This window comes from Blautia liquoris, from assembly GCF_015159595.1.
Taxonomy (GTDB): Bacteria; Bacillota; Clostridia; order Lachnospirales; family Lachnospiraceae; genus Novisyntrophococcus; species Novisyntrophococcus liquoris.
Window position 1 is genome coordinate 283,199 of the sequence record NZ_CP063304.1, and the last position, 11,550, is coordinate 294,748.

Here is an 11,550-nt window from a genome sequence, read left to right on the forward strand (position 1 = left end):
GCACATCCAAATCGTGAAAGGGGTATTTAGATGCCAGAAACAGTAAATAAAGAAACTTACCAGCCGATGACATTCGATGCAATTAAGATTGGCCTTGCATCTCCGGAAAAGATTCATGAATGGTCATATGGTGAAGTAAAAAAGCCAGAGACAATCAACTACAGAACTTTAAAACCTGAGAAAGATGGGCTGTTCTGTGAACGTATTTTCGGACCCACGAAAGACTGGGAGTGCCATTGCGGAAAATACAAAAAGATACGTTATAAAGGTGTGATTTGTGATCGGTGCGGTGTTGAGGTGACAAAATCTAGTGTACGCCGTGAGCGTATGGGACACATTGAACTTGCGGCTCCGGTATCCCATATCTGGTATTTTAAGGGGATCCCATCCCGAATGGGACTGATCCTTGATCTGTCTCCGAGAACCCTGGAAAAGGTGTTGTATTTTGCCAGTTATATTGTATTGGACAGCGGCGATACAAGACTGCAGTACAAACAGGTTCTCACTGAGAGAGAGTATCAGGAAGCGCGTGAAGAGTATGGGGATGCTTTCAGAGCTGGAATGGGTGCTGAGTCCATCAAAGAGCTGCTTTTTGCAATTGATCTTGATAAGGAATCAGAGGAATTAAAGAAAGGCCTGAGGGAATCTACTGGGCAGAAACGTGCTCGTATCATCAAGCGGCTTGAAGTAGTGGAAGCCTTTCGTGAGTCTGGAAACCGGCCGGAATGGATGATCCTGGATGCGGTACCGGTTATTCCGCCGGATCTGCGTCCTATGGTTCAGTTGGATGGAGGTCGCTTTGCAACCTCTGATTTGAATGATTTGTACCGCAGAATTATAAACCGCAACAATCGCCTGAAGAGATTGCTGGAACTAGGAGCGCCGGATATTATTGTCCGTAATGAAAAACGTATGCTGCAGGAAGCGGTTGATGCTTTAATAGATAATGGACGCCGTGGCCGTCCGGTTACAGGTCCCGGAAACCGTGCACTGAAATCTCTGTCGGATATGCTGAAGGGAAAATCAGGCCGTTTCCGTCAAAATCTTCTCGGAAAACGTGTTGACTATTCGGGACGTTCAGTTATCGTGGTAGGTCCGGAGCTTAAGATCTATCAGTGCGGACTACCAAAAGAGATGGCAATCGAGCTGTTCAAGCCTTTTGTTATGAAAGAACTTGTTGCAAATGGAACCGCACATAATATCAAGAATGCCAAAAAGATGGTTGAGAGGATGCAAGATGAGGTATGGGATGTCCTGGAAGAGGTAATCAAAGAACATCCAGTTATGCTGAATCGAGCGCCTACACTGCATCGCCTTGGAATTGAAGCCTTTGAGCCGATTCTGGTTGAGGGAAAGGCAATCAAACTTCATCCATTGGTTTGTACTGCATTTAACGCCGATTTCGATGGTGATCAGATGGCGGTCCATCTTCCATTATCTGTAGAGGCTCAGGCCGAGTGCAGATTTATGCTTCTTTCCCCGAACAACCTGCTGAAGCCTTCGGACGGAGGTCCAGTGGCTGTTCCGTCGCAGGATATGGTGCTTGGAATCTATTATATTACGCAGGAGAGGCCAGGTTCCGCCGGAGAAGGAAAATATTTTAGAAGTCTGAATGAGGCGATCCTTGCAAAAGAAAACGGTTATCTGACACTGCAGTCGAGAATCACCATTCGCCGCTATGGAAAAGATGCGGAAGGTAATCCAATCCATGCGAATGTGAACTCTACACTTGGACGCTTTATGTTTAATGAAGTTATTCCACAAGATCTGGGCTATGTAGACAGAGAGATACCGGGAAATGAACTTCTTCTTGAGATCGATTTTATGGTTGCCAAAAAGCAGCTGAAGCAGATTCTTGAAAAGATTATCAACAATCATGGCGCCACAAAGACGGCGGAAGTGCTGGATGACATCAAAGCCATGGGATACAAGTATTCCACACTTGCAGCTATGACCGTGTCGATCTCAGATATGACTGTGCCATCTGAGAAACCTCAGATGATTGAAGATGCCCAAAATACTGTTGACAGAATTACCAGAAACTACAAACGTGGTCTGATTACCGATGAAGAGAGATATAAAGAGGTTGTTGAGACCTGGAAAGAGACTGATGATAAGCTTACACACGCACTGCTTTCAGGACTAGATCCTTACAATAACATCTTCATGATGGCTGATTCCGGTGCGCGTGGTTCTGATAAACAGATTAAACAGCTTGCCGGTATGCGTGGACTTATGGCAGATACGACTGGTCACACGATTGAGATGCCTATCACATCCAACTTCCGTGAGGGATTGGATGTACTGGAATATTTCATGTCAGCTCATGGAGCCCGTAAGGGACTATCAGATACGGCCCTTCGTACCGCCGATTCCGGATACCTGACAAGACGACTGGTTGATGTGTCTCAGGATTTAATTATCCGTGAAGTTGACTGCAGTGACGGGAAAGATCTTCCCGGTATGTATGTCGAGGAATTCGCAGATGGAAAAGAAGAGATTGAGAGTTTGCAGGAACGTATTACAGGACGTGTGGCCTGTGAAACGATAAAAGATAAAGATGGGAATGTGCTGGTAAAAGCAAACAGCATGATCACGCCAAAGAGAGCTGAGAAAGTCATGAAATATGGCGTGGATGAGAGCGGTGAGTTTCTGAAAAGTGTTAAGATCCGTACAATTCTCACCTGCAAGTCCCATGTGGGTATCTGTGCGAAATGTTACGGCATGAACTTGGCTACAGGAGAAACCGTTCAGGTTGGCGAGTCTGTCGGAATTATTGCTGCTCAGTCTATCGGTGAGCCTGGTACACAGCTGACTATGCGTACATTCCATACCGGTGGTGTAGCCGGTGGGGATATCACACAAGGTCTTCCCCGTGTCGAGGAACTTTTTGAGGCAAGGAAGCCGAAAGGCCTTGCGATTATTACAGAGATCAAGGGCCGTGCGTCGATCAAAGACAGCAAAAAGAAACGTGAGATTACAGTAACCGATGACGAAGAAGGAGTATCTAAGACCTATTTGATACCTTACGGTTCCAGAGTGAAAGTTCAAGACGGTGATATACTTACTGCCGGTCAGGAGCTCACAGAGGGAAGTATTAACCCGCATGATATCTTAAGAATCAGAGGGGTCCGTGAGGTGCAGGACTATATACTCCGCGAGGTACAGCGTGTTTACCGTCTCCAGGGTGTGGAGATCAACGATAAACATATTGAAGTTATTGTTCGTCAGATGCTGAAAAAAATCCGCGTGGAAGAGCATGGAGACACAGATTTCCTTCCGGGAACTCTCGTGAATATACTTGATTTTGAAGATGCCAATAACGAAATGATCGGTGAAGGTAAAGAGCCGGCAGTCGGAAAACAAGAGATCCTTGGTATTACGAAAGCTTCGCTGGCAACAGATTCCTTCCTCTCCGCGGCATCCTTCCAGGAGACGACAAAAGTGTTGACAGACGCTGCTATTAAAGGAAAGATAGACAGATTGATTGGATTAAAGGAAAATGTTCTGATCGGAAAATTGATTCCTGCAGGAACGGGAATGAAGGCTTATAGAAATATTAGTCTGGATTCTGACCATGAACTGGAGGATCAAATTGCAGAAGAAGAAGCGGAAAAGGCAAAGAGAGAAGCACAGGCCGCTGAAACTGTAAAGGCAAAAGATACGAAGTCAAAAGGCAGCTATTCGATGACAGATAAAGAAGAAGCGGCTGATGTAACTGTAACCGATGATCAAAACGCAGATCATTCAACCATTGTTCTGTAGGAAATAGGAGAAATTATATTAAAAAAAGATGCCATTGCATATGTGATGACATCTTTTTTTATGTTTTCCTTGCCATTTTCCGGGAATAATAATAAACTAATCATAAGTGCCAGCTCAACCAGGACAGGAAATCAATGCACAATAAGATATTGACAGAAAGCGAGGGATATATGTTTTGAAGAAAATCACTCAGATGGATGGGATGAGTGGCCTGAAATTGGCCGTGAACGCTTTGATGATGGTGATAAATGGATTCTTACTGGCCATAATTATCTGCCTGTATGTGTTTCAGCCATCGGATGGTAAAAGAGTAAATGCCACGATTAATAGTTACAGGAATGACAGAAGACAATACTATGAGGAAGGTGAGGTCTACCGTCAAGTAAACGATGATGTTGATACCTACAGGGCATCAGGACGACCAGATTAAAAACTCAGATACCATACCAGGGGAGAAAATTGAAAAGCAAAAAGGATGAAAGTGAATCATGCAAAGAAAAGTAAGAGAAATAGTTCAAAAGCTGCCACTATGGATACGCGGGTTGATAATAAACATGGTGGCTTTATTGCTTCTGCTTGCTGTTTTTTATATGACGGGGAATTATCTTTATGGACCTGCCAAGACAGCAAGGGCCTATTGTGATGCAAAACTTTCCGAAGACTGGAATAAAGTGTACGACAATTGTAAATTACCGGATTCGAAATTTTTAAGTAGAAAGATCTTTGTCAATGCCAATTCTTATCAGGAGGAAGGCACAAAAAAGAAGAGAGACAAAAAAGAAATGACTTCTTACATGCTGCGAAAACAGAAGGGCGATGCGAAACGATCAACTTATAAGGTCAGTTACTCCCTAAAAGATGATGGAGAAAGTTATTCAGATAATCTGGTCATGACACGAGGGGAGAGCGTCCTTCACTGGTTTCACAACTGGTATGTACTTCCGGAAGATCTTTATCTCAAGGATATAAAACTGACAGTACCAGAAAAGGCAAAAATAACGGTTGATGGCATATGCCTTTCGGGAGGGAAGCCTTCAGAAGATAAAAATCTGGCAATATATAAACTTCCCTACATGTTTCGTGGAAATCATACCATAGAGTTGAAGGAAGCAGGAAAAGAAACATATCAGGAGATTTTTGAGATTGATAATCAACGTTCAGTGGAAGTTGTTCCGGAATTCGCGCTGAGTAACGAATCTGGCCGTGAGATCAGCGAACGGGCCGAGCAGGCAGTCAATGAGATTTTTAAGGCCACATCCGGAAATCAGTCGTTTTCAAAGGTGAGCCAGTTTTTCGCAGAAGACTCTTTTGCTTCTGCAGAATCTGATTTTAATAAACTGAAGACCAAATTCTCCACGAAAAAGAGAGCAGGAATATCGACTTTAAGTGTCACAAGAATTACGACTTCCGTTAAAAATAATAAAGAAGACAAAATGAGTGCTGAAATTGAAATCCGCTACACGGTGCAGGAGGTGAAAAGACGTTTCTTCTTTTTTTATAAAGATAAAAATTATTCTGATACAGAAAGTTTAAAAGTACGTGTCGCAAAAGAAGACGACCGATGGGTCTTTGATCATGGAATAATACCGTTACTTGAAAAAGATAGATGAAAAACAGGGGAAAATCATGAAGACAATAATAGAATTTATCAACAATTGTTTTGCTTTTTTTGAGCCGTTATCTAATTTTATATGGGAGTTTCCAACCAATTTTGGCTGGTATGCGAAGATACCGATTTTGGGAAGTCTTCCGTTCGCTATTATATTATTGGTTGGTTCAGGAGTATATTTTTCTTTTAAACTAGGATTTATCCAGGTTACATATTTTAAAAAGGGAATCAGAGTGCTGACAGAAAAGAGAAATGTAAAAACAGGAATTTCACCTTTGGCAGCCTTCTTTTTGAGCACTGCGATGAGAGTCGGACCTGGTAATATCCTTGGAGTCACAGGTGCTATTGCAGTCGGAGGGCCGGGTGCACTTTTCTGGATGTGGATTTCTGCATTTTTCGGCATGGCTACCGCTTACATGGAAGCGGTTCTGGCTCAGATATTTAAAGAAAAGAAGGACGATGAGTATGTGGGCGGACTTCCATTCTATGGAAGAAAATTACTGGGAAATAAAGCATGGGTTGGTATTTCCCTGTCTGTTCTTTATATTCTATATGCATTTTGCTGTCTGCCTGCCCAGGGGTTTAATGTAGTATCCTCCCTCGGCCGTCTTGGAGAGATCGCAACAGGTAAGACATTTGCCGCACAATCCGTTTTTTATTATATTATCAGTATCGTCATTGTGATCGCTACAGCTGTAATTGCCTTTGGCGGGATTAAAAAAGTATCGAAGATAACGGATAAGATGGTACCTGTGATGGCAGTTGTCTATATTGTAACGGTTTCGGTTTTGGTCGTTGTGAATATTAACAGGATTCCTTTTTTCTTCAAGAGTGTATTCGGGGGTGCATTTAGGCCGAAGGCTTTTTTTGGAGGAGCTTTTGGCATTGTGCTTGCGCAGGGAGTAAAACGAGGTCTCATGTCGAATGAGGCCGGCCAAGGTACCATTACAATGTCAGCGGCTGCAGCAGATGCAAAGCATCCTTGTGAACAGGGTATCGTGGCTTCACTGGGCGTATTTCTGGATACAATTGTCATCTGTACCATGACGGGATTTGTTGTTGTCATGGCTCATAGCTGGATGGGGCCGAATGCCGCAGCTTGGACTGAAATGGACAAACTGCCCAAGTTTACGGCTTCCATTGCAGAGCTGACACCTGGAACGGCCTTTAACGCTGTTGTTACATTCCTTGTAACGCTGTGTTTTTGCCTTTTCGCTTATACAACGCTTTTGGGGATGGTAAGCTTTTCTGAAATTGTAGCTAATCGAATCAACAAGAGCAAAAGATTTATCAATGTAATCCGTGTATTGGCACTTTTTACGATGGCATTTGGAATTCTATGCAACATCGCAGGTCTGGAACTGGGAAATCTCTGGGCATTTTCAGATCTTGGCAATATATTAATTGTGCTCGCCAACATCCCAATTCTATATGTCGGATCAAAATATGTTTTCAAGGCTACCAGACATTATAAGAAGAACGATGCAACACCGTTTACATCCTCTACAGTCGGCCGGAATGACTGCACTTACTGGGACGATAAAGCTATAGAAGACCGTCAGGAAAATCAAGGTTGACACGAGGCCTGGTTTTAGGTAAAATACATTTATATTCCTTTGAGGGAGTAGTCGGCAGATTGTCTGCAGTGATATCAACATAATGATGAAAATCTGGTATTGCTTGAAATGACGAGACTCAGAAGAGCTTTTATGAGTTCTTCTGGGTCTTTTTGACGCCAGTAAGAAAAACGAGAGGATATGAATTATGAGTTTGACGGAATTATTTATACTTGCGGTAGGATTATCTATGGATGCATTTGCAGTGGCAGTCTGTAAAGGGTTATGTCTGGAAGATTTGACATTTAAAGATGCACTGACAGTCGGCCTGTGGTTCGGAGTGTTTCAGGCTGTCATGCCTCTGACCGGATATATACTGGGAGCCCAGTTCCGAGATCAGATCACAGCCATTGATCACTGGATTGCATTCATACTTTTGGTGCTGATCGGGGGAAACATGATCAGAGAGGCCTGTTCAAAAGAGGACCATGGGGAGCCGTGCTGTAAGGAGAAGAAGAAAGAGCTGGCTCCAAAGACAATGCTTGTCCTCGCTGTTGCCACCAGCATCGATGCTTTGGCTGTGGGAATCACTTTTGCATTTTTAAATGTCGAGATTGTTCCTGCGGTATCCTTTATAGGTGTTGTTAACCTGGTCTGTTCTGTCGCAGGAGTATACATTGGCCACAGATTCGGCATTAAATTAAAAACAAGGGCTGAAATCACCGGAGGGGTCATCCTGATTTTGATGGGCAGCAAAATTTTGCTCGAGCATCTTGGCATCATATAATGATGGGGATCAAAAGTAATTTAACCCCCATGATACACGGATTACTCCGCATTTTGTGCTCATGTTATCTAAAATCTCAGCAGTGTCGAAAAATGTAAAATTAATAGAATTGTAATTGCATATTGTCATCGAAACAGGTATGATAGATATATAACAGATCATGGTTTCCGTGTCTTGACGGAACAAAAAGATACATAGTTTGGTGATGATATGGATAAAGAAAAACTCAGAAAAATTGTAGAACGTAATCGAAGAAGGACAATGTTCCAAAACTGTATGAAGGTTGTAGTATGTGTACTCGTAACACTTGTACTTGTGACGGTGGGATGGAAAGCTGCAGAACCTTTTGCAAAAAAAGGGGGCATCAGTACAGATGATAAGACGTTGCCGGTGATTCAGGTTCAGGCCGGAACGAACACTCAGGCGGATGGAAGCGGTGATGCATCAAAAGAATTGATTCCGGATGACAAGTCACCTGTGAATGAGATCCCTGGGTGGCAGGCAGACGGCAATGGATGGTGGTATGCCGCAGATTCTAAGACACTCTATTCGAATGGGTGGCTGACGATTGATGGTCAGCGTTATCACTTTGGGAGCAGTGGATATATGGATACCGGGTGGACTCCTATCGGTGGAAAAGGCTATTATTTTCAGGATAACGGGATTTACGATCCAAACAGAGATCCCAAGAAAGTAATCGCGCTGACTTTTGATGACGGACCGGGTCCTTACACCAATACCTTGCTGGATATCCTTCAGCAGAATCATGTTAAGGCGACATTTTTTATGCAAGGTGTTAATGTTAAGCGCTATGGTGCCGACACGATTCCGAGAATGGTACAGTTGGGATGTATGTTGGGTAATCATTCTTATGACCATCCCGACCTGTTGGCCGCCGGGCCGGAGGTGGCAAAGCAGCAGATTGATCAGACAGATCAGCTGATTGCACAGTACAACAATGGGGCAGGGGCAGATGTAATTCGCTTTCCATATGGAAAGTTCACAAAGGAGATGTCACAGGCGACAGGCAGGTCCTGTTGGTTCTGGGATCTGGATACGAGAGACTGGGAGACAAAGAATACGGATGCCACGATATCAGCAGTTTTAGATCATGTAAACGGCGGGGATATTATTCTGCTTCATGATATCCACGAAACAACCGTGGCGGCCTGCCAGACGATTATACCAGAACTGATTAACAGAGGCTATGATCTGGTCACGGTCAGAGAGCTGGCGGCGTCCAGAGGCTATGAAACAGAGGCAGGGGTTACATATTATGGCTTTACGGATAGAGATTTGACAAAAGATACTGTGACGGATAAAAACAGGTAGCAAGAAATTATAAAATCGATCGGAGAGAATGTACTGGAATCTCACTGGTCGATTTTTTGATGATCCGTCGACATATAACGTTGTGAACAGACGAAATGAATGTTATACTTGAAAAAAGAATGATTTATATAAATGAAATCTTACTACTGGAGGTTTGTATTATGGGAGAAGTGCAACATGATGGGTTGATGTGGGCCCTGGTAAAGGAGAAACCGGAAGAGGGATTATGGATGAAGAGAGTTCCGATTCCCAAAACAGGTCCGAATGATGTAAAGATCAAGATTCATAAAACAGCAATCTGCGGGACAGATGTTCATATCTATCAGTGGAATGAGTGGGCACAGCGTACCGTGCCGATTGGTCTTACAGCAGGCCACGAGTACGTCGGAGAGGTTGTAGAGACTGGTGAGGCAGTGCGTGGATTTAAGGCAGGCCATCTGGTATCCGGAGAAGGACATATTACATGTGGAAAGTGCAGGAACTGCCTGGAAGGTCACAAGGAAAACTGTAAAAATGCGAAAGGGGTCGGGGTTAATCGAAATGGTGCATTTGCTGAGTACCTTGTTATTCCTTCCTGCAATGTCTGGCCATGCAATCCTGCAATACCGGAGGAAACGTATGCGATCTTTGATCCCTTTGGAAATGCAGCCCACGCCGCACTGTCATATGATTCTCTTGGCGAGGATGTCCTGATATCCGGAGCTGGTCCGATCGGGTGCATGGCGGCGGCAATCGTGAAGTTTGCAGGAGCAAGGAATGTTGTTGTAACAGACTTCAATAATTATCGTCTGGAGCTTGCTGCAAAGCTTGGTGCGACCAGAACTGTGAATCTTAAAAATGAAAAATTGACAGATGTCATGCAGGAGATCGGCATGACAGAAGGGTTTGATGTAGGACTTGAGATGTCTGGTGCACAGTCAGGTTTAGGAGATATGATTCATAATATGAAACATGGTGGAAAAATTGCTCTTCTTGGACTGCAGAGACCAGATGCGGTTGTGGATCTTGAGACAGTTATCTTCAATGGACTAAATCTTCGCGGAATTTACGGAAGAAAAGTGTGGGACACGTGGTATAAGATGTCCACTATGCTGCAGGCAGGATTGGATATATCTGCTATTATTACCCATCATTTTGACATCAGGGATTATGAGAAAGGATTCGAGGCAATGATCTCTGGTCAGTCTGGAAAAGTGATACTGGACTGGGCCAGGGTAAATGATAACAGATAATAACGGATCGTATCATTCAAGGAGGGCTATATATATGGCGCGCAAGAACGAAATATTAGATATTTATGCAAAAGAAGTGGAGAAAATCAAAGAGGCAGGTCTTTTTAAAGGAGAAGCGCCCTTTGTCTCTCCGCAGGGAGCAAGAGTAGTGATGGAAGACGGCAGAGAACTTCTCTGTATGTGTTCAAATAATTACCTGGGTCTGGGGGACGATCCCCGACTGATTGATGCGGCGAAGAGAACATATGATGAGAAAGGCTACGGAGTGGCATCTGTGCGATTCATCTGCGGGACGCAGGATATTCATAAAAAACTGGAAAGAAAGATATCTGATTTTCTAAGTACAGATGACACTATTTTATATTCGTCCTGCTTCGATGCAAACGGAGGTCTGTTCGAGACAATTCTTTCCGAAGAAGATGCCGTTATCAGCGATGAGCTGAACCATGCATCGATCATCGATGGCGTACGTCTTTGCAAAGCAAAGCGTTTCCGCTATAAGAACAACAATATGGAAGATCTGGAATCTAAGCTGAAAGAAGCGGACGATGCGGGGGCAAAGGTAAAACTGATCGCAACAGATGGTGTATTTTCCATGGATGGAATTATCTGCAACCTAAAAGGAATCTGTGATCTTGCAGATCAATACAATGCTCTCGTCATGGTAGATGACAGCCACGCGGTGGGATTTATCGGAAAAACAGGACGCGGAACTCCAGAGTATTGTGGTGTGCAGGGGCGGGTAGATATCATCACCGGAACGCTTGGAAAAGCACTGGGAGGAGCCTCAGGAGGATATACCTCAGGCCGAAAAGAGATTATTGATCTTCTCAGACAGAGAAGTCGTCCGTATCTGTTCTCGAATTCATTGGCTCCCGCTATTGCGGGCGCAAGCCTGGAATTATTCAATATGCTTGATGAGAGCACCAGGCTTCGGGATCATCTGGAGGAAGTAACACGATACTACCGAAATCTCCTTGTGGACAATGGCTTTGACGTTATCTTGGGGACACATCCTTGTGTACCGGTTATGCTCTACGATGAGAAAGTTGCAGCAGAATTTGCAAAACGTATGATGGAAAAAGGAGTCTATGTAGTGGCGTTTTCTTATCCGGTCGTTCCAAAGGGAAAGGCCAGAATTCGTACCCAGGTTTGTGCGAGCCATACAAAAGAGGATCTGGAATTTGTTGTAAAGTGTTTCATAGAGGTTAGACACGAGATGGGACTGGACAAAGAATAAAGAAGTAAAAGGACGGCCATATCAGCTGG

The 11,550-nt window shown here is 43.8% G+C and carries 8 protein-coding genes; all 8 read left to right on the forward strand.

The features are described from left to right. Positions 1-30 precede the first annotated feature (30 nt). Positions 31-3,765 carry a DNA-directed RNA polymerase subunit beta' gene (gene rpoC / locus INP51_RS01360; protein WP_193735973.1) on the forward strand — a complete coding sequence of 1,245 codons (3,735 nt, stop codon included), beginning with the start codon at positions 31-33 and terminating at the stop codon, positions 3,763-3,765. A gap of 175 nt (positions 3,766-3,940) precedes the next feature. Further along, positions 3,941-4,195, forward strand: a complete 255-nt coding sequence (locus tag INP51_RS01365; protein ID WP_193735974.1) for a hypothetical protein — start codon at positions 3,941-3,943, stop codon at positions 4,193-4,195. Between the two features lie 58 nt (positions 4,196-4,253). Beyond that, positions 4,254-5,375 carry a hypothetical protein gene (locus tag INP51_RS01370; protein ID WP_193735975.1) on the forward strand — a complete coding sequence of 374 codons (1,122 nt, stop codon included), beginning with the start codon at positions 4,254-4,256 and terminating at the stop codon, positions 5,373-5,375. 16 nt (positions 5,376-5,391) lie between these two features. Continuing rightward, positions 5,392-6,951 (forward strand): alanine/glycine:cation symporter family protein, encoded by a 1,560-nt coding sequence (locus tag INP51_RS01375; protein WP_193735976.1) that lies wholly within the window; start codon positions 5,392-5,394, stop codon positions 6,949-6,951. A gap of 187 nt (positions 6,952-7,138) precedes the next feature. Beyond that, the gene (locus INP51_RS01380) at positions 7,139-7,717 is read left to right on the forward strand and encodes a manganese efflux pump MntP (protein ID WP_193735977.1); all 579 of its coding nucleotides are present in this window, start codon (positions 7,139-7,141) and stop codon (positions 7,715-7,717) included. Positions 7,718-7,927: 210 nt separating this feature from the next. After that, a complete protein-coding gene (locus INP51_RS01385) occupies positions 7,928-9,049 on the forward strand; it encodes a polysaccharide deacetylase family protein (RefSeq protein ID WP_193735978.1) in 1,122 nt (373 codons plus the stop codon). Between the two features lie 161 nt (positions 9,050-9,210). Then, positions 9,211-10,281 (forward strand): L-threonine 3-dehydrogenase, encoded by a 1,071-nt coding sequence (gene tdh / locus INP51_RS01390; protein ID WP_193735979.1) that lies wholly within the window; start codon positions 9,211-9,213, stop codon positions 10,279-10,281. Positions 10,282-10,315: 34 nt separating this feature from the next. Then, on the forward strand, positions 10,316-11,521 hold the full coding sequence (locus INP51_RS01395; RefSeq protein ID WP_193735980.1) for a glycine C-acetyltransferase: 1,206 nt from the start codon (positions 10,316-10,318) through the stop codon (positions 11,519-11,521). Positions 11,522-11,550 lie beyond the last annotated feature (29 nt).

What these genes read in the sequence shown, in the direction of transcription:
- INP51_RS01370 (WP_193735975.1), top strand. Translation starts at nt 4,254, where the DNA reads ATGCAAAGAAAAGTAAGAGAAATAGTTCAAAAGCTGCCACTATGGATA.
- INP51_RS01385 (WP_193735978.1), top strand. Translation starts at nt 7,928, where the DNA reads ATGGATAAAGAAAAACTCAGAAAAATTGTAGAACGTAATCGAAGAAGG.
- rpoC (WP_193735973.1), top strand. Translation starts at nt 31, where the DNA reads ATGCCAGAAACAGTAAATAAAGAAACTTACCAGCCGATGACATTCGAT.
- INP51_RS01375 (WP_193735976.1), top strand. Translation starts at nt 5,392, where the DNA reads ATGAAGACAATAATAGAATTTATCAACAATTGTTTTGCTTTTTTTGAG.
- INP51_RS01380 (WP_193735977.1), top strand. Translation starts at nt 7,139, where the DNA reads ATGAGTTTGACGGAATTATTTATACTTGCGGTAGGATTATCTATGGAT.
- INP51_RS01395 (WP_193735980.1), top strand. Translation starts at nt 10,316, where the DNA reads ATGGCGCGCAAGAACGAAATATTAGATATTTATGCAAAAGAAGTGGAG.
- tdh (WP_193735979.1), top strand. Translation starts at nt 9,211, where the DNA reads ATGGGAGAAGTGCAACATGATGGGTTGATGTGGGCCCTGGTAAAGGAG.